General features: G+C 34.0%; 13 protein-coding genes (1 of these 13 cut by a window edge). 6 read left to right on the forward strand and 7 right to left on the reverse strand.

Annotated elements, in window-relative coordinates; genetic code table 11:
• The 5 genes from KFE69_08230 to KFE69_08250 form a co-directional block, all read right to left on the reverse strand.
• A protein-coding gene (locus tag KFE69_08230) for a DUF4347 domain-containing protein (protein ID UTW41499.1) crosses the window boundary here: on the reverse strand, nucleotides 1-7977 show its 5' end (the start). The gene continues 24510 nt to the left of window position 1, outside the view; the window shows 7977 of its 32487 coding nt (coding positions 1-7977); its start codon is at nucleotides 7975-7977; its stop codon lies off the left edge, out of view.
• A 231-nt stretch (nucleotides 7978-8208) separates the two neighbouring features.
• Entirely contained in the window at nucleotides 8209-9522 is a 1314-nt protein-coding gene (locus tag KFE69_08235; GenBank protein UTW41500.1) for an adenylosuccinate synthase, read from the reverse strand.
• Nucleotides 9523-9613: 91 nt separating this feature from the next.
• Nucleotides 9614-10912, reverse strand: a complete 1299-nt coding sequence (locus KFE69_08240) for a hypothetical protein (protein UTW41501.1) — start codon at nucleotides 10910-10912, stop codon at nucleotides 9614-9616.
• A 220-nt stretch (nucleotides 10913-11132) separates the two neighbouring features.
• Nucleotides 11133-11516 carry a hypothetical protein gene (locus KFE69_08245; protein UTW41502.1) on the reverse strand — a complete coding sequence of 128 codons (384 nt, stop codon included), beginning with the start codon at nucleotides 11514-11516 and terminating at the stop codon, nucleotides 11133-11135.
• 57 nt (nucleotides 11517-11573) lie between these two features.
• Nucleotides 11574-11933, reverse strand: coding sequence for a diacylglyceryl transferase (locus tag KFE69_08250; protein ID UTW41503.1), 360 nt, complete (start codon nucleotides 11931-11933; stop codon nucleotides 11574-11576).
• Between the two features lie 189 nt (nucleotides 11934-12122).
• Between KFE69_08250 and cyoA the strand changes: the two genes are divergently transcribed.
• From cyoA to cyoE, 5 genes are read left to right on the forward strand one after another with little or no spacing between them, the layout of a single operon-like run.
• Entirely contained in the window at nucleotides 12123-13088 is a 966-nt protein-coding gene (gene cyoA, locus KFE69_08255; protein UTW41504.1) for a ubiquinol oxidase subunit II, read from the forward strand.
• A 43-nt stretch (nucleotides 13089-13131) separates the two neighbouring features.
• On the forward strand, nucleotides 13132-15189 hold the full coding sequence (gene cyoB, locus KFE69_08260; GenBank protein ID UTW44040.1) for a cytochrome o ubiquinol oxidase subunit I: 2058 nt from the start codon (nucleotides 13132-13134) through the stop codon (nucleotides 15187-15189).
• The gene (gene cyoC, locus KFE69_08265; GenBank protein ID UTW41505.1) at nucleotides 15186-15797 is read left to right on the forward strand and encodes a cytochrome o ubiquinol oxidase subunit III; all 612 of its coding nucleotides are present in this window, start codon (nucleotides 15186-15188) and stop codon (nucleotides 15795-15797) included. The genes cyoB and cyoC overlap by 4 nt, the downstream gene beginning before the upstream one ends.
• Before the next feature lies 1 nt (nucleotide 15798).
• Nucleotides 15799-16134, forward strand: coding sequence for a cytochrome o ubiquinol oxidase subunit IV (gene cyoD, locus KFE69_08270; protein UTW41506.1), 336 nt, complete (start codon nucleotides 15799-15801; stop codon nucleotides 16132-16134).
• A 4-nt stretch (nucleotides 16135-16138) separates the two neighbouring features.
• Nucleotides 16139-16990 (forward strand): heme o synthase, encoded by an 852-nt coding sequence (gene cyoE, locus KFE69_08275; GenBank protein ID UTW44041.1) that lies wholly within the window; start codon nucleotides 16139-16141, stop codon nucleotides 16988-16990.
• Nucleotides 16991-17010: 20 nt separating this feature from the next.
• Here cyoE and KFE69_08280 read toward each other — a convergent pair whose 3' ends face one another.
• Complete coding sequence (locus KFE69_08280; GenBank protein UTW41507.1) at nucleotides 17011-17841, reverse strand: hypothetical protein; 831 nt, start codon at nucleotides 17839-17841, stop codon at nucleotides 17011-17013.
• Nucleotides 17842-18375: 534 nt separating this feature from the next.
• Entirely contained in the window at nucleotides 18376-19437 is a 1062-nt protein-coding gene (locus tag KFE69_08285) for a hypothetical protein (GenBank protein UTW41508.1), read from the reverse strand.
• Nucleotides 19438-19723: 286 nt separating this feature from the next.
• On the opposite strand from KFE69_08285, the gene KFE69_08290 reads away from it, so the two are divergent.
• On the forward strand, nucleotides 19724-21088 hold the full coding sequence (locus KFE69_08290; GenBank protein UTW41509.1) for a hypothetical protein: 1365 nt from the start codon (nucleotides 19724-19726) through the stop codon (nucleotides 21086-21088).
• Nucleotides 21089-21091 lie beyond the last annotated feature (3 nt).

Here is a 21091-nt window from a genome sequence, read left to right on the forward strand (position 1 = left end):
AGCTGTAGATGTTGAACCATTGACTAAATCAACTGCTGTACCATCAATATATAATTTTTCTAAATTACCATCAACTACATCTTCAACAGTAAATGTAAAACCAATAATAGTCTGATTCGTTTCAATTGTAGAAACAGATGCATTTTCAAATAAATTAACTGGAGGATCATTTTCAGTATAATCAATTACCGACTCAAAAACACGCACATGACCTGAGTTTGAGCCACTCCCATCATTTAGATAAGCACCAACGGCAATTCGATTACCAGATTCATTAGTAGCAACTGAAGTACTAAATCTGTCTCCATTATCTTCACCAACAGCACTATCAATGAGATTCCAATTAGTACCATCAAACTCATAGATATGTACCTTACCCGCATTCGTTCCTAAGCTTGTTGGTGATCCTACTATTAAACGATTACCAGTTGCATTTAGTGCAACAGATGTTCCTGATTTATCATTAGCTGCTTCTCCATCAATATCTGCACCAACCTGATCCCACATTAAGGTTGAATTATTCCATTGATATACACGAACATGACCCCCATTAGAAAATACATCTGAATTATCCGGAGCTCCAATAGCTAACCGCTGACCATCACCACTGATAGAAACTGAAGTACCAGCCTCATCACTTGCAAACTCTCCATCAATATCCTGGCCTATTTGGTTCCAGGATCCTGCAACTAATTCATATACTCTGGTATGCCCGCTTGCTCCACCATTACCATCATTTAAAGGGGCGCCAATCGCTAGTCTTGTACCATCTGAGCTTAAAGAAATAGAATAACCTGAATCATCACCAGGATTTTCACCATCAATATCTGAGCCTAATTGGTTCCAAGATATACCATCCCAACTATAAACACGCACATGACCTCGAGAACTTCCAGAAGCACCATCATTATTTGGCGCCCCAATTGCAACTGTATTACCATCATTACTTAGCGCTACTGAATGACCTGAATCGTCTTGAGCTGCTTCACCTATTATTTCACTACGTAATACCCAATTAGTGCCATTCCAGTCATAAATATACACATTACCTGCACTTGCACCAGATGCATTATCATTATTTCTTGCACCAACTGCTAATACTAAACCACCACTACTTAATGAAACTGAACTACCGAATTCATCATTATCAGCAACACCATCAAGATCACTACCCATTTGTACCCAGTTACTTGCAACTAGCTGATAAACCCTAACATGGCCTCTTCCATTACCTCCACCATCATTTTCAATTGCTCCAACTGCAACAATCGTACCGTTTTCATTAAAAGCAATTGCTTCACCAGAATTATCACCCGTTATTTCACCATCAATATCTAAACCTAGCTGTTGAAATGTTCCTAAAGAATCGGCCGTTAATGTTGGTGGGTCATTAATTGGCAGTACTCTAATACAAGTAGAAAAAGCAAAATCACCTGTATCATCACCTCCGCCTACTGTCCCCCCATTATCAACTAATTGTGCTATTGTTATAGTTCTTGTACCTTCTGTTGGATCCTCACTTAAGTGTTCATAAGTTATCGTATCAATCAAAGTTTCAGTAAGTGCTTCTGAAATACTACCACCAGTTAAAGCAATTGTTGCTGTGTTACCTGTAAAACTGACAAGATAGGTAAATCCATTAGTTGCTGTTGTATTGGTATTTGTGTCATATAATGAAATAGCAGTGCCATCTATAGTTAACACTTCATCACTGGTTAATCCAATATCATTGCGATCAATGATATTAGTTATTGTAAATGTTATCTCAGTAATATTTTGTCCGCCTTCAACAGTAGATACGGATGCATTTTCAAATAAAGTAATTGGTGCTGCATTTTCAATATAATCTATATGTGGTGCACGGTAAGCTCTGACATGACCACTATTACCACCATTTTCATCATTTTTTGGCGCACCAATAGCAATCACTTCACCATCACCACTTAATGCAACCGCCCAACCTGAGTTATCATTTACATTAGGTGAACCTTCACCATTAATATCACCCCCTTTTTGAACCCAGTCCGATATATCCGTATCATAGACATATAATCTTGTTTGACCAACATTACCACCAGGAACGTCATTATTATGTCTTGCACCAATTAAAACAGCATATCCATCATCACTGATTGAAACAGAATAACCTGACTGATCTGCACCATCTTCACCATCGATATCATTACCTAACTGATTCCATGAGCTTCCATCATATTCATACACACGAACATGACCACTATTTGCACCATTAATACCATTATTAAAATGTGCACCAATGGCAACAATATTTCCTGCGCCACTTAAAGAGACACTATTACCAGACTGATCACTACTTGCTTCACCATCAATATTTGAACCTAATTGAACCCAGTTTGAACCAATATAACGATAGATCTCAACATGACCACTGCCTGTTGCATCAATTACAGGTGCGCCAATCGCTACAGTATCTCCATCACTACTTATTGATACAGAGCGACCAAAATCTTCATTAGCAGAACTTGCATCAATATCTAAGCCCTTTTGCACCCATGTTGCACCATCATATGTATAAACTCTGACATGTCCACCATTAGAAGCACCATCATCGTTATTAATTGCACCAATAGCAACTGTTAAACCATCATCACTTAATGAAACTGAATGTCCTGAACGATCACCAGCTGCTTCACCATCAATATCTGCGCCTAACTGATTCCAGTTTGAGCCATCCCATTGGTATAGACGTACATGACCTCGGTTATCTGATCCCACACCAGAAATCCCATCATTTCTTGGCGCACCAACAGCTAATATCGTACCATCAAAACTTAATGCAACTGAAATACCAAAGTCATCATTAATTGCTTCACCATTAATATTTACCCCTAACTGATTCCATGTAGCACCATCATACTGTAATATTTTGACATAACCAGTATTCCCTGCAAGTTGATCATGAGGCGCACCAACAGCCATAATAGTACCATCACCATTTAATGCAACAGATCCACCTAATCGATCACTTGGATTATCTCCATCGATATCTCCGCCAAGCTGTTCTAAAGCACCTGTAGAATCTACTGATAACGTTGGTTCATCATTAATTTCAGTAACATCAAATGTAATGGTATTGGCAGTTTGATCTGTATCTTGGCCTCCATTTGCCGTACCACCATCATCAGTTACTTGAAAATCAAAACTAGCATAATTACTACCACTACCATGTTCAGCTGGTGTAAATACTAAATTACCTAAGCTTGCAACAGGAATAACATCTAAATTAATTACATCGACAGTACTTAACTGTAATGTACTACCTACAGGTAATGTAATATTATTAACTATAATTGATAAAAAATTATGTGCTGGGCTATCACCTGAGTCGCTAAATCCAAAATCACCTGCACTAAACGTATGAGTTGCATCCTCATTAATTATGATTGTATTATCTGTACCCTGTGGCTCATTATTAATCGCATTAACATCAATACTTGTTTTGATATCTAATGTCGTCGTATCACTGCCACCATTGGTTACTCCACCATCATCTGTAATATTTTTAAAGTTAACTAACCTATCAATTTCATTTGGATTAGTACTAATATTTTCATAGCTAATTGCATTAATTAAATTTTCAGCTTGCGTGGCTGTTAAAGTACCACCTGAGATTGTAACTGTTGTAATTGAACCTGAAAGACTAACATTATAACTTAAGCTATTACCACCTGTTGTTGTACCTGAGTTACCATTATTTAAAGAAATTGCAGTATTATCTATATATAAAATCTCATCACTGCCATCAGATACATTAAATACTTCTAGTGTAAATCCAGTAATACTCTGAGTACTTTCAACTGTTGAAATAGCCGCATTTTGAAATAATGTAAGTGCACTATCGCCTTCATTAAAAACAACATACGGGCAAAAAGTACTTACATGACCACTATTTGAACCATTATCATCATTATTGAATGCACCAGCTATAAATACTTGTCCATCATTACTAATTGCAACTGAATAACCTAACTGATCACCTGCATTTTCACCGTCAAAATCTGAACCTAACTGTACCCAATCACTACCATCATATTCATAAACACGCACATGACCACGATTATCACCAGTACCACCACCAGCATCATTTTCAGGTGCACCAACAATTAATATATTTCCGTCAGCACTTAATGCAACTGCCTCCCCAGTATGTGCTGTATTGCCTTCTCCATTAATATCAGAACCCAACTGAACCCAAGCTGAACCATTATATTCATAAACACGTACTTGACCACTTGTACCACCTGCATCATCATTTAAAGGTTCACCAACTGCTAACCTTAATCCATCACTACTTAATGAAACTGATGAACCTGATTGATCTCCATTTGACTCACCATCAATATCTGATCCCAGCTGAACCCAAGTAGTTCCATTGTATTGATAAACCCGTACATGACCGCTATTACCACCATTACCATCATTTTGTGCAGCTCCAATGGCAACAATTGTTCCATCACCATTTAATGAAACAGCTCTTCCTGACTGATCCGTTGATGCCTCACCATCAATATCTTGCCCTATTTGATTCCAACTAGCGCCATCCCATTGATAAATTCTTACATGGCCACGATTATTAGTTGGTCCGAAAGCACCATCATTAATTGGTGCACCAACAGCTAAAATAGTACCATCATCACTTAAATCAACTGAGGTACCACTATCATCATTGGCAGCTTCACCATCAATATCAGCACCTAATTGAACCCAGTTAGTTCCATTGTATTGATAGACTCTTGCATGACCACTTGATCCACCAGCATCATCATTTAATGGTGCACCAATGGCTAGTATTGTCCCATCATTGTTTAATGCAACTGAACTACCTGACTCATCTGCATTCGCTTCACCATCAATGTCTTGTCCAATTTGATTCCACGTTGTACCATCAAACTGATAAACACGTACATGACCACTATTGCCACCATTACCATCATTTTGTGGCGCACCAATGGCAATAATGCTACCATCACCACTAACTGCTACTGCTGACCCTGATAGATCATTTGCAGCTTCACCTAAAATGCTTGGGCCTATTTGTGCAAATAAACCTGTTGATTCGAGTGTAATCGTTGGCGCTTCATTAACTGACAGTACATCAATATAAGTTGATATACCAATAAGGCCTGTATCATTACCACCACCGACTATACCACCATCATCTTTAAGACTTTCAATGGTTACTTTTTTACGTACTTCAGTTGGATTATTACTTGAATGTTCATAAGTTATTGTATTAATAATAGTTTCAGTTTGTGCTTCTGAGATACTGCCACTAGTTAAAGCAATAGTTGCAGTATTTCCTGTGAAATTAACATTATAATTAAAATTAGTAGTTGTACCGAAACTACTGTGAAATAATGAAATATCCGTTCCATCGATGTTTAATATTTCATCACTTGTTAGTCCTATATCATTACGATCAATAATATTTGTAATGCTAAGTTCTATTTCTGTAATACTATCCACTATTTCAATTGTAGAAGTAACCGTATTACCAAAATTTAAATCTACAGGAAGGTCACCATCAATATATTCAGTTACTAATGAATAAACTCTAACTTGACCACTCTCAGCACCATTGCCATCATTTCGAGGAGCCCCGATTACAAAGTGACTTGCATCTGCACTAACTGCAACAGACCAGCCATTTTCATCATCTGCCGCCATACCATCAATATCACGTGATAATGCCCAAAACGAACCTGTCCATTGATAAATTCTTACATGACCACTATCTGAACCATTATCATCATTTTTAAATGCACCTACTACCAATGTGTTGCCATCAGAACTTAATGAAACAGACCAGCCACTTTGATCATCTTCAGCCTCACCATCAATATCATTACCTACTTGAACCCAAGCTGAACCATTCCAATCATAAACCCTTACATGGCCACTACCTAAACCGTTATCATCATTTTCAGGTGCACCAATAGCAACACGCGTACCATCAGAACTGAGTGAAACTGATGCGCCACTTTGATCATTTACCGCTTCTCCAACTATATCACTTCCTAATTGCACCCAGGCTGTTCCATTATATTGGTATATACTTACAAATCCATTACTTCCAGCGCCAAGTGAACCAATGGCTAAAATATCGCCATTATCACTTAATGAAACTGACCAACCTTTAAGTTCAGTTAGTATTGCACCATCAAGATCAGCACCTTTTTGCACCCAGGCTGTACCATTATATTCATAAACTCGTACATGACCTGCCCAAAATGTAACTTGACTATTTTGCGCAGCGCCTATGGCAATGGTATTACCATCACTACTTAATGAAATAGATCGACCACTTTGATCGTTTGCTGCTTCTCCATCAATATCCGCTCCTAACTGAACCCAAGCTGTCCCATTAAACTCATAAATACGAACATGACCTGAATTTGCACCATTATCATCATTATTCATTGCACTTACTGCAATACGACTACCATCATTATTAAACGTAATACTATGGCCAACCAAATCATCTGCTGCTTCCTCTAAAATATTACTACCCACCTGATTCCAACTTGAACCATCCCAATCATAAACTGAGACGTAATTATCTAACGATGAAAAAGCAATACGACTACCATCATCTGTAATGGTCACAGCACGACCAACTTCATCACCTAAAGCGCCATAAATATCAGAACCTACTTGAGTTGAAACATCTGAGAATAAGGTTGGTGGGTCATTAATTGCAGTTAGATTAATCGTACTTGTAACTGTTGAAGAATCAGAAGTACCATCATTTAATGTCCAAGAAACTGTTCTTGATAATGTGTTTGGATCATCAGATGTATTTTCATAAGTTACTGCCCTTAATGCAGTTTGAAAATCTGCTGGAGTCTGTCCTAATGCACTTGTAATTGTTAACGTTCCTGTAACATCATCCCAATTTTGTATCATATCACCTATTAAAGTTGGCGCATTTAATGCATCCTGTGTATTATTATAATTTCCTGTAATTTGTATAGCAGCACTAGAAATATTACTATCTGGATCACTTACAGTTATTGTCATATCAATAGCTACTGGTGCATCATTTTCCGTATAATTTAAAGTAGCACCAGCTGTAATTGTGGGTGGCACTAGTAAATGCTCATAACTGCTAAAATCAATAATTTCATCTACATCAATAGCTATATCATATTCTAGTTGACTGTCACCACCTAAGACTTTACCACCAGTTTCATCAATTGATGCTGCAATATCTGCATGAGTATAACTTTTTAATACATCAATAAAGGTCATTCCTTTTGTGCCTTCTGCAACATTACAACCATAAAATAATAAATCACCATTTGATGAAAGTGATTGTCCCCAATTAGCTAGCTGATTTTTATAAAAAGATAAACTATCTGAATTTAATATTACATTCCCTAAATATAGCTCACCCTGATTTCCATGAGAGATAATATGCACGGCATCCAAATTGTCATATTTACTTAATATTCTTGCTATCTCATTAACACCATTTTTATTAATATCAATAATCTCAACTGATGATTTTCGTGAAATATCTTTAATTAAGGTATGAGGGTCCTTCACTCTTGAGTCAAAAATAACAACTTCTTTATAAACTGAATAATCCTTTGTTAAGTTATGATCATTAGCACCTATTTGTTCTAACAAACTCTCTGCTGCATCTGCGTTGTCATTTATATTGAGTGCTTGTAATACTTCATTTTGTTCATTTTCAGAAATATCATCGGCAAGATCAACCGTTCCAACAGCGGCACCATCAAACATGTAGCGTGGTTCTAGAGCTTGCCTAATTGTCGAAATATGAGTTGACTTATCTAAATCAAAGTCTTCTTTTGGAGCAAATATCAGGTTTATTGCAGTACTTAATCTATTCTTTCGTAAATTTTTATTTTTTACTTTTTTAATTTTTTTTACAATACCACCTAATCCTAATGTTTTATTCACTTTAGTCATCACAGCACCAATAGTTTTCAACAGTATTAATATAAATAAAATATTTGTAACAATAATTATATCAATTATTTATTATTTTTACTTTTATTGTATTATTTGAAATAAACATTGATATTTTTTAGATTAAAAATTATTTATATTAAATAAAAATTATATTTTATTAGAAATTAATAATGCTATAAAAAACAATATAATACTTAAGCTAAATTAGAGTTTTTAGAATTAAAAGTGTTAGACTGTGATATTTTCTGGATTTGTGATAATAGCGTTTAAGATAACCATTTGTTTACGTTCAGGTCCCGTTGAAATCATATCAACAGGGATAGAAGACTTCTCTTGAATATAGTTTAAGTATCTTTGAGCATTTAAGGGTAATTGTTTCCAATCTGTTACGCCATATGTAGATGACTGCCAGCCTGGCAATGTTTCATAAATTGGTTTACAACGAAGATAATCATCTGAATCATAAGGTGGATAATAACGAATATCCCCATCTAAGTCATAAGCAACACAAACTTTAATTTCTTCTAAATCATCTAAAACATCTAATTTAGTAATACACAAACCAGATATACTATTAATTTCAATTGCTCTTCTTAAAGCAACTAGGTCTAACCAACCTGTCCTTCTTTTACGTCCAGTTACCGTACCAAATTCATGTCCAACTTTTGCAATATACTCACCAACATCATCAAATAACTCTGTTGGATAAGCACCACTACCAACGCGTGTTGTATATGCTTTAGTAATACCTAAGACATAATCAATATAACAAGGGCCAAAGCCAGCACCAGCTGCTACTGCTCCTGCAGTTGTGTTTGACGATGTAACATAAGGATAAGTGCCGTGATCAATATCTAATAATGTACCTTGTGCACCTTCAAAAATTATTTTCTTATTATTTTTTCTTAATTGGTGTAATTCAGAACATACATCACCAACCATAGAGCGAACAACCTCAAATTGTTTCAACGTTGTTTCATAACACTCATCTAACTCTACAGCATCTTTGCCATAGCGCTGAGTGAGTATCTGGTTATGATAAGTAATTAAATAAGTTAATTTTTCTCTAAAACGTTCTGGCTTTAATAAATCACCTAAACGAATTGCACGACGCGCTACTTTATCTTCATAAGCAGGGCCAATACCTCGTTTAGTCGTACCAATTTTTTTATTACCTAACGACTCTTCTCTAGCATGATCTAATAAAATATGTACCGGTAATATTAATGGGCATGCTTCAGAGATCATTAAGCGCTTTTCTACTGGAACACCACGACTTTGTAGTTCTGTCATTTCTTCAATGAACGCTTCTAAAGAAAAAACAACACCATTACCAATATAGTTTTTTACATGACCATGTAAAATACCTGATGGAATTAATCTTAACTTAGTTGTTTCTCCATTAATCACTAATGTATGACCAGCGTTATGTCCTCCTTGAAAACGTACGACTGCATCAACCTGATCGGTTAATAGATCAACAACTTTACCTTTGCCTTCATCGCCCCATTGACTTCCTAAAATGACAATATTTCGATTCACATGGTGATCCTCATTCATTTATAACTTGATCATGTTATCATCTTCTAAAGGAAAGACAACCACGAATGATAAAAATTCTTGACTAAATGAATTAAATGCTCGAAGTTGAATTATGATCTAATTTAGAACTTCTTAGAGATGTAGAAGCTAACATAAAGATACTTGGAGCCTGGCTTATTTGATCAATTGTACTTTTAAAGTGATCATAATCGGCCTCTGTTTTAAGCATTTCATCTCTTAATAATATAAAATCTTTATATCCATCATTATCCATATAAGCACCCGCTCTAACATCTCTTAATACAGGTGTTTTATGATAAGGTGATTTAACATCAAAACTTTCATAATCCAATAAATTCATCATTGAGTTAAAAATTTCTTCTCGATACTCTTTTGGCCAATTATAGTCATAAAAACCACCAAGATCATCAATTAGCTCTTTTACATAGACATGCTGCATAAAAGCAGTTTGATCAAACCACTTTTGATACCAACTTAATTGATATTGACCATTTGATTTAGTAAATGATTCAAACTGAGGCCACCTAGATGAATCTGAAGCAGCTTTTTTAGTCTTTTCACAGCGCCATAATGAGACACCTTGTACTGGCGTATCAATCTTACTTTGTTTTAGATAATCACTTAGTAAATTGTAGACAGTAAAAATACTCTCACCACTGGTTGAGTAATCAATTAATACAATTTGTTTAAGACCTTTCTTTAGATATGGGGCAATCATATGATCAAAATGAGCTTTAGTATGCTTTCTTGCTTCTCCTATTGATTCTTTTGATAATTGATCTAACCTTGCTGATGAAAATGGTAAAATACACATCATGGGTGTATTGGCTGATAGCCATGCTGCAATTGGTGTTGGTGAACGCCCTAAACATACAAATAAACTAGACTTACCATGCTGCTGTAATAGATGTTTACTTAATTTAGCAAAACCTAAAAATGCAGCTTGACGATTTAATGATGGTGATGAACTTATCGACAACTGACTTTGATTAGCTGTTATACCATTTCCTTGCATACCATTTTCTAAAAGTCTTTTCATATTTCTTCTTGAGACATTATCAATTCTATATTTAATATCTCGAATAATAGTTTGATCTACATCATACTCAGATAAAATTTTTGGTTTTGATAATGTTGCCATATCATCGAAGCTAGTTGGCCTTTGTTCTGCCTGAATACGTATTTCTCTTAAAAATTCTTCTTTTTGAAGAAAGCCATAGGTAAATTTTACTTGATCATTTGTAATTAAATAAGACAAAGCATCTTTTTCTTTTCTACTTAATTTATCATAATCACGACCTAAAAAACTTTTTGCATCTTCAATTCGTTTAAATTCTTTTTTACCAAATAATGTATTTATATAAATCATAGCAACCCACCATTTAAATTGATCTCTTAAAAATCATATATTAAATAATCACATTTTTAATTATATCTTTTAGCAAATACAAATAATTTGATACAAACACGTAATCACTGATAGATTATTTTTCTAAATAATCGCTTATTTAAAAGATCGTAACTTTAAAATAAATACTACAAGCTAATCCATTGATAGAAGTAAAAATAATAAGATAATTAATTGTTAATTATTTAGCTAAAGAAGCCTCTTTTCCTTTAAACCAACGAATTGATTTTTTTTGATACAAAAGTATTAGTGCTGCAATGGTCAAACAAAACTGACCAAATAACGAAACGGTATTTAATGTGTGACCATATTTCCATGGCAATATACCGATTAAGATACCATACCAAACAACGGCAACTACGATATAAAGGATAATTGCTAAACTAAACCTTTTTGAAATAAAATAAGCAATAATAATCAACACAGCATAAGCAATTAAATCTAAATAAATAAGAGGGGTAAAAAACTTTAGCATTCTACCTGACATTAATAATTCCATTGCACCTAAAACGCTTGATGCATACAACAAAGCAACGGCAACAGATACACGTTGTGGCTTCATCATAAATGTATCCTCCTATCTGACTATCAAATTTTCCTAATAACAAAGCTCGTGGCCAGTTTAGCTTATGCGTTTATGAAATACCATCATTAATCTTGAAATTCCTAGGCGTTTTAGTATTTTTTTAGCATATCTGAAAAAAAATTGGTGCTGACCTAGCAAACTACCAACAACAACTAAAAGCACTTGATAAATTGGGAAAATAATTGCAATGCGAATCGGCCAAAAAATCCATGGATTGGTTGTTTCTCTACTTAAACCAAATAAATGCACAACTGGGTGCGCTAGTGCAACAGCCATAGACCCTGTAATTGAAAAAACAATAAATATCATGATAACTTGCCAATTAGATTGACAGCCCCAACGTTCCCTAAATGTACTACGTTGAGTTTGCTTAACTTCTGATTTAGACTTACTCATGATGATAGTACGCATTAACAATTATCTATTTTGATCACTATATTGCCATAAAAGTGGCTAAAATCAACAGGCTTTTTTTGTAGATATTATTTTTTTATTTTTGTATGATGTCGCTGTGTAGCTCTTACTCTTAAAAGGGAAACCGGACATTGAATAAGGGCATGGAACAAAAAGGAGCCGAAAAAACCCATGATTAAACAGATAGTTAATAGACTATTATGTCAAAAAAATAGACATCATTTTAGTCTCAATACAAAAACGCTTTTTAATGCGTTAAAAATATTAACGCTATCTATTGGCGCTATATTTTTATTAAGCGGTTGTAGCAGTATTATTAGTTGGCATCCAAAAGGAGCCATTGCAGCAGAAGAAAAAGAACTTTTCATTATTGCTACGTTATTAATGCTAATAGTTGTTATTCCTGTGATAGTGCTTACCTTATTAATCGCATGGCGCTATCGAGCATCTAATAAAAAAGCTACTTACAAACCAAAATGGGCGCATAGCACTATATTAGAAGTTGTTTGGTGGACGATACCCTGCATCATTATTATCATTTTGGCTGTTATTACTTGGGTTACAACGCATAAGCTTGATCCATATCGCCCTTTAGTTACAAAAGATAAAGAGAAACCATTAGTTGTTCAGGTGATATCACTTGACTGGAAATGGTTATTTATTTATCCAGAGCAAAATATTGCTACCGTTAACTACCTTCAAATACCAACCAATCGCCAAGTTGCATTTAGAATTACAGCTGATGCACCAATGAGCTCATTTATTATTCCACAGCTTGGTGGTCAAATTTATGCAATGGCTGGTATGCAAACTCAATTACATTTAATTGCTGATCATCCTGGAATTTATCGCGGGTTTAACGCAAATTATACTGGTAAAGGATTTGCTGGTATGCACTTTAATGCAAAAGCCACTTCAGAGTCACAATTTAATCAGTGGATAAGTCAAGTTAAACGTTCTGGCAATACATTAACTGAAAAGAAATACATGCAGTTGGTTAACCCAACGATTAATGCCCCAATTCAATATTACTCTTCTGTTTCACCAAATCTTTATCATGAGATATTAATGAAATTTATGATGCCGTCTAGTCGCTTGATTGAACAGCACCCTAAAAAAGAAGAAATCAAATTTTAAATAATGGAATAAAGCGTAGGAAACTAACATGCTTGAGAAATTTATTTTTGGAAAACTAAGCTGGGACTCCCTTGAGTTTATGCATGAAACACCCGTGTTACTTGCATTTATCTTAACAGTTGTTGTTGGAGTTTTAGTCCTTGGATCAATCACATATTATAAAAAATGGAAATGGTTATGGACTGAATGGCTTTGTACCGTCGATCACAAAAAAATCGGCATCATGTACATTATTGCAGCACTGATTATGCTTTTTAGAGGCTTTACTGACGCTGCTATGATGAGATCACAACAAGCCTTATCCAATGGTGATAACTATGGCTACTTAAGTGCACAGCACTTTGATCAAATCTTCTCTGCTCACGGCGTTATCATGATCTTCTTTATGGCAATGCCTTTAATGTTTGGTTTGATTAACTTAGTTGTTCCTTTACAAATTGGCGCACGTGATGTTGCATTTCCATTCCTAAACTCATTAAGTTTCTGGTTATTTGCAATGGGTGCCATCCTAGTTAATATTTCACTATTTGTTGGTGAATTTGCGCATACAGGTTGGTTAGCATACCCACCTTTTTCTGAACTACAATACAGTCCGGGGGTTGGCGTTGACTACTATCTCTGGTCGTTACAGATATCGGGGGTAGGAACACTTCTCTCCGGTATTAACTTCTTTGTCACAATCATTAAAATGCGCTGCCCAGGCATGTCTTTAATGAAAATGCCTATTTTCACTTGGACAGCTTTATGTAGTATGATTCTTGTAATTGCTGCCTTCCCTATTCTTACAGCAACATTAGGTCTTTTATATTTAGACCGCTTTATGGGCATGCATTTCTTTACCAATGGATTTGGTGGCAACATGATGATGTATGTCAACTTAATCTGGGCTTGGGGACATCCTGAAGTTTATATCTTGGTACTACCTGCATTTGGTGTTTTTTCAGAAGTGGTTGCAACTTTCGCTCAAAAAAGATTATTTGGTTATGCCACAATGGTATGGGCAACATTTGCGATTACTTTCTTATCATTTGCTGTATGGCTACACCATTTCTTTACTATGGGCTCTGGTGCAAACGTCAATGCCTTTTTCGGGATTGCAACGATGGTTATCGCCATTCCTACCGGTGTTAAAATCTTTAACTGGATGTTTACCATGTATCGTGGTCGTATTTTATTTACTTCCCCAATGTTATGGTCAATTGGATTTTTAATTACATTTACTATTGGTGGTATGACTGGTGTTTTATTAGCTGTACCAGGCGTTGATTTTGTTTTACACAATAGTCTTTTCTTAATTGCTCACTTCCATAATACAATTATTGGTGGTGTTGCATTTGGCTTCTTTGCTGGTTTAACTTTCTGGTTCCCGAAAGCATTTGGCTTTAGATTACATGAAGGTTGGGGTAAAGCAGCATTTTGGTTCTGGTTTATTGGTTTCTTTGTTGCATTTATGCCACTTTATGTTTTAGGTGGTATGGGCATGACTCGTCGTTTATATCACTATGATAACCCAGTATGGCATTCTCTATTAATTGTCGCAGCTTGCGGTGCCTTCTTAGTTGCTTGTGGTATCTTTTGTCAGTTTGCACAAATTATCTTAAGTTTCAAAAACCGTGAAAAATTAGCCGATGAAACAGGTGATCCTTGGAATGGTAGAACACTTGAATGGTCATTGCCATCCCCAGCACCATTTTATAACTTTGCTCATTTACCAACAGTTGACAGCCGTGATATGTTCTGGGAAATGAAAGAGCGTGGTGCCGCATATCCACAAAATACAAAGCCATATGAAGACATTCACATGCCAAAAGATACGCCATTAGGATTTATTATCTCTGCTTTTGCTGCAATCTTTGGTTTTGCTATGATCTGGCATATTTACTGGCTTGCTATTGCAGGGTTTGTCTGCATGTTCTTAAGTATTATGTGCCGTTCATTCAACTACAATCAGGACTATTATGTAAAAGCATCTGAAGTCGAACGTATTGAACGTGAAAATACACAAAAACGAGCTAATGCAAAATATAAATATCATGGTTTAAATGTTGAAAATAAACCTGATTCTGAGATTCATTTGCCACTTGATGGAGCAACCTTATGAGCACAGCAACAATGACACATGATGGTCATATTGATCATCACGAACACCACGACACCGGAGGCAATACTGTTTTTGGCTTCTGGATCTACATTATGAGTGACTGTATTTTATTCTCCTCACTTTTTGCAACGTTTGTTGTAATGAGACATAATACATTTGGCGGCCCAACGGCTGCTGATTTAGTCAGTATTCCTTATGTATTCGTTGAAACGATATTACTTTTATGTAGTAGCTTTACTTATGGCCTTGCCATGCTAAGCCGTTATAAAGGTAATAAAGCAACTGTACTTAAATGGTTACTATTAACTTTTATCTTAGGTGCTTCATTTATCGCAATGGAACTTTATGAGTTTTATCACTTAGTTCTTGAGGGTAATGGTTGGTATCGCAGTGGCTTTTTATCATCATTTTTCACCCTAGTTGGAACACATGGACTTCACGTAACCATTGGTTTGATTTGGATGGTTGTTTTAATGATTCAAGTTTCAATCCATGGTGTTAATAACCAAACAACAACTAAATTAAGCTGCCTTGGCTTATTCTGGCACTTTTTAGACATTGTTTGGATTTTCGTCTTTACCATCGTTTACTTAATGGGAGCTATCTAATATGTCACATCATCAACATATTGATCATGGAACTGGTAGCGATCATGGCACCTATACTTCATATATAGTTGGCTTTATCCTATCTATTGTTTTCACACTTTTATCATTTGGCGCAGTAAGTTATCATTTACTAAGTAATACTGGCCTTTATATAGCAATTACTGTGTTTGCTTTAGCACAGCTTTATGTACAAGTTGTCTTTTTCTTACATTTAAACACCAAATCCGAATCCAGGTGGAATCTTGTTGCATTCTTCTTTAGTCTTGTCGTTGTCTTAATCTTAGTCTTCGGCTCAATTTGGATTATGATTAATCTAAACTATAATATGATGCACTAGAATAATTATGAAACAATATGTCTCTCTTGCCAAACCTGGCATTATCATGGGTAATGTAATTACTGTATCTGGCGGTTACTTCTTAGGTATTGCCGGTAATTTCAGCTTTTTAACCCTACTTGCGACTTTAATTGGCATGTCATTAGTAATGGCTTGCGGTTGTGTTTTAAATAACCATATTGATCGTGATATTGATAAGTTAATGGAACGCACTAAAAACCGTCCTTCTGCAAAAGATTTAATTTCTAATAAAGTTGCAATTATATATGCAATTATTCTTGGCATTTGTGGACTTGGAATCTTATATCTTCTAACTAATACATTGACAACGTTAGTTGCCTTTTTAGGTCTTGTCTTTTATGTTGGTTTTTATACGCTATTATTTAAACGTGCTTCTATTTATGGCACAATTATTGGTGGTATTGCAGGCGCAGTCCCACCAGTTGTTGGTTTTACAGCAGCTACTAATGAATTAAATTTTGGTGCGTTATCATTATTTTTAATTTTATTTTTATGGCAAATACCTCACTCATTTGCTATTGCAATCTATCGATTTAATGATTACGCCAATGCGTCTATTCCAGTATTACCTGTCATTAAAGGTATTTCTTATACAAAAACCAATATGTTAATTTATATTTTAATCTTTTTATTTGCAGCAATTATGCCTAGCATATTAGGTTATACCGGTGTTATTTATTTTGTTGTGGCATTACTATTAAGTTTAGGATGGTTAATCCTTGGCTTAAAAGGCATTAACTCTGATGATGACCGAATCTGGGCACGCAAAATGTTTTTATTTTCAATTATTGTCATCACGCTTTTAAGCATTATGATGATGTTGCCATTGTATTAGTAATAAATAATTAAACTTACTTAATCATCAGTTGTCCATGGGCATGCTGGCTGTCCTGATTCTGTTTGAGCACAAGCAAAAATCAAATTATTATCATCATCACTTAAAAACTCAACACATGAAGGGCATGAGACTAGCTTATCTCTTATCAAACAATATTTTGAAGTCTTAGAAAATCTGATATAATAAGTCTCTTTTTCTTGAAAGCTAATTGAATGTGTTAAAGGTTCTACTGGAATTTGTTTTCCAAAACCATCAGTAACCACAACATCGCCTAAATTAATCGTATTGACTTGATACTGATAACCCGTTTCTTCAACAGTTACTTTAAAGTTAGACCCGCCATCTACCCAATCTGAACAGTTTACCCAACCATCACCATTTTCACATAACATATTGGTATAAGTCATAACATGGCTATAATACTCATCATCTATAATGTTCATCATTATAGTTTCCCAGTTATCATCATGGTTATCATGCATCCATCTAAGGACAGCCTCATAACCCACATCATCCAGTGGATCTATATCGTCTACATCAGCAGTAGCAACCATGTCAAATCGTTTACTATGGCCACCATTACAATCACTTCCGTCACCATCATCTTGGAAATCAAACCGACCTACTTTGCCAGGCCTAATTCTGATTTGAAAGTATTTTTCAATATTCTCATAAACATTACCTTCATTTTCAATGCGGTCAATACATTTGACGTTTTTTGCACTAATGATTATGTCAAAGCTAGTATTATTAGTGACATCCATCCAATATGTCGAATCTGCATACATCAAAGCAGGATAAAATAAAATAATTATAAATAATATTAAAATATGTTTCAGTTTATTCATTTTGCAACCCAATAAAAGTTAACCTTATCAAAAAAATAAAATTTTATATTGAAAATAAGTTACTTAATTTCAACAACACATGGTTTAAATAAACACAGCATCGCTACATCTACCATTGAAAAATTATTTCTTTTATTAAATTTATTACAATTAAAACAGAAATGCTCACACATTTCAAATAAAATTATCAAATATTTTTATATTATTTTTATATTAAAATTTAATTTAATCATTGAAGATTTATTAATTAAGACAAAAATCAAACCAGTAATATTAAGTTGAAGATATCTAGACTATGATGCTTTATAATATCGTACAACGTGAACTATCTTTTTTCTTTATTTTAACTTTGTCTTCTGTTGAAGCAACTTTAAATACGAAAGTCGGCTGTTCTTTAGCTTTTACTTTTAAGTTATCAAGTTGTTCCTGTATATCTCTAACATCACTTGAAGACTCTAAAATTGTTTTACATTCTTCTGGAAAATTTAATAATTTTTGAACATTAGCTTTATAGTCTATTTGTAATAATCTTAGCTAAATTAAATTATCAACAAAGCCATCTGTTTTAATCGATTTTAATTTATTCATATGATTATTTAAACCATAGCATTGAAGCATATCACCACACTTATCCATTGTTTTTTTGACTAGGTCAATTGGTAGCATAGATTCATCTTTCTGCTCATTATGTTTTTCAATTGTTGTAACTCGGTCTTCTTCAGTTAAAATATTTTCATTTTCTAAACCCATGTTATCTTGTGGCTGAAAACTTCCTTCAACAAGAGCACAAGCTAAATTGAAAAAAAATTGTTCTTTTTTAGCATATCGGTCTGGGTAATGATCTATTTTAGCTTTCATATGAGCTCTTATATCATCAATTGTATGAAATGTTTCTAAATATCCTTTTGACTTACTATAAATACTATCATCTTGATCACTTCTATGATTATCTGTAGTTACATCTGTATCTAATACTTGTTTATATACTTCAAAATATTCTATTTCACTTGTTTCAGTATCATAAATAACTAAATCTCTTCTAACAATCCCTGTTTTATCAGCTTGTTGATGTTTAGCGTTAAACCGTTCTAGCTCATCATGTCTAGTTCTAGTTAACATTTCCTGCTGTTCAATAACAAACGGTCTACCTTTAGCCAGCGCATCATTAATTACATCAAGAATTGCTTCTACACCCATATCGTTAGTAAAAATATTTCCATTACCTAGTACATCTTCTGTTTTAATAACTACTTTATTATTATGTTTTAATAAAAAGCCTTTTATTTTAGCTATTTCTTGATCATTCAGTGGGTCTTTAGATCCTCGATTAATAATCATAAAATCTGGATTATATTGAGCAGTTTCTGGATATTGCTGCAATAAGGCTCTTTGCTGTGCTTTATACTTAATTTTAAAGTTATTTACTTCATTCAAGTCATTAGGCAATGACCGATAAAACTGGTATGCTAACATCCCTTTATCTATATTAACTTGAATGATTTTATGAAGATTAGAAGCTAAAACATCCTGCAATTCATAAACTTTAAAATTGCCATTATCATCAGTTGTATAATCCACAATAAACGCTATTTTCATAAAACAACCATTATTTAATTAATATAAACCTTTGAAAATAAATAATAACTTTAAATTGAATAATGACTCCAATAAAATAGTGATAAAATTATATAAATTATTTTGGAATTTTTTTATCAGACGCAAGTTAAATACTTTTGGCTCTAATAACAAATTTAACTTGCTTGCTAGATAAATTAGCTATCCTATATTACTGACATTGACTGATCTTAAATTATTTGATTAAATAACGCATTGCTTTATATTTTTAATCTTATTTATCCAAATAAATTTAGGGGTTGTATATATGAATTATTTTAAAAGCAGAGTAGCTGCTTATAGTTATCTAATTAAATTATTGTTGGAGTATCGTACCAAACCTATTTGTAATTTAAATCAAAGCGCTATTAATCATTTTGTAAATAACCTATTTATAGCACTAGAAAATCATGAACAAAATATTAATAAACACTTAAAACCACTTAAATTTGTTATTAATAAAACACTTTCTACAGATCCAGAAAGTGCTAAATCTCTTAGTGAGATTATTAATGCTATAGACATTATCAACAATTCAAAATTTGATCAAACCCCTCAAGAAATGTGGGAGAATGAGATTGGACGACAGTTTGAATCACTAATTGCTATTGAATTATTATTAGACCCAACCTCAAAAATGATGGAACGTGTTTCTGAAGTTTCTAGCGCTATTGTAAAAAATCTAAACAATGATAATAATAAACATTCAGACAGAATTAATCTATTTTTAATATCATTAGAAGAAAACTTTAGCCCCATTGCATTAGGTGCATTTAAAGAAATACCAACACTTGATAAAGTACTAGAAATTTTAAACAATAATGACTCTGATCAATTATCAGAAATTATTCATATACACTTTAAATTTGCTCAAGTTCTATATAGACGCTTATCTATTTATAATTTAAATAATGAGTTAGTTGAGCATCCCTCATATTTACCTGATGATATAATTTACCCAAGCTCATTATTTAAACAATCACCTAACCGTGGAAGGTTCGGCCGTTTAGATACTAATAAAAAAACAGACCAATTAGGCATTATGTTAGAGTGCCAAACTAAAGGCACCATACCCAAGCGTATTGATAACAAATGGACCCCAGATTGTATTGCTCAACAACCACAACTAGATAATAAACATAATGATTATTGGATTGTACGTGACATGATAGAAAATGATACGCCTTATGTAGCAGGATATTCTGGAATGACATCGTTACTAATTCCCCAAATGATGGCACTATGTGCTATTGATGACCAATCAAAAATAAGAGATTATTTAAATGCAGTAATTGGTTATATTTGTGGTGGTGGATTTCATTCAATTCATGAAATATTAGGGCCGTGTGCTAAATTTTTAAGTCTAATACCCGGCTATCAAGTTGCTGATCCTGGAGTTACAAAATCCCTACCTCCAAACTATAATCACTACTTTACACTTATTCAACGTTATGATCAGGATCCAGAGCTTAAAGAGCGTTTTGCTCAAGTTAAAATAAAATTTATTGAGTACTTGATCAGTGTTGACTGGAGTAAGCACTTAACATCAAATAATAACCAAAACTCACTATTGTTTTATGATCAAGATGATGTTAAAAAAGACCAAAAAACTATAAATTTAAAAGCTAGTTAATAA

It is taken from the genome of bacterium SCSIO 12844, from assembly GCA_024397935.1.
Taxonomy (GTDB): domain Bacteria; phylum Pseudomonadota; class Gammaproteobacteria; order Francisellales; family Francisellaceae; genus M0027.